The 273-nt window shown below is 52.4% G+C and carries 1 rRNA gene; it reads right to left on the reverse strand.

The window, feature by feature from the left end:
* Positions 1–273, reverse strand: a 23S ribosomal RNA gene (locus HMPREF2724_RS01225); the annotation flags it as partial.

The following is a 273-nucleotide window of genomic DNA, read 5'->3' on the forward strand; positions in this document are numbered from 1 at the left end:
AACCACACATCAGGCCCCACGACGCACACCAACCAACAACACAAAGTGTCATCGAAAAGTGCTTGTGGTGGTTAGTATCAGTGCTTTATCAGGGGCGCATATACTCGGGTACCAGAATATCAACTGGTTATCCATCGACTACGCCTGTCGGCCTCGCCTTAGGTCCCGACTCACCCTGGGAAGACGAACTTGACCCAGGAACCCTTAGTCATCCGGCGGGAAGGATTCTCACCTTCCAATTCGTTACTCATGCCTGCATTCTCACTCGCACAC

The organism is Corynebacterium sp. HMSC071F07, from assembly GCF_001810285.1.
In the GTDB taxonomy this organism is placed as follows: domain Bacteria; phylum Actinomycetota; class Actinomycetes; order Mycobacteriales; family Mycobacteriaceae; genus Corynebacterium; species Corynebacterium simulans.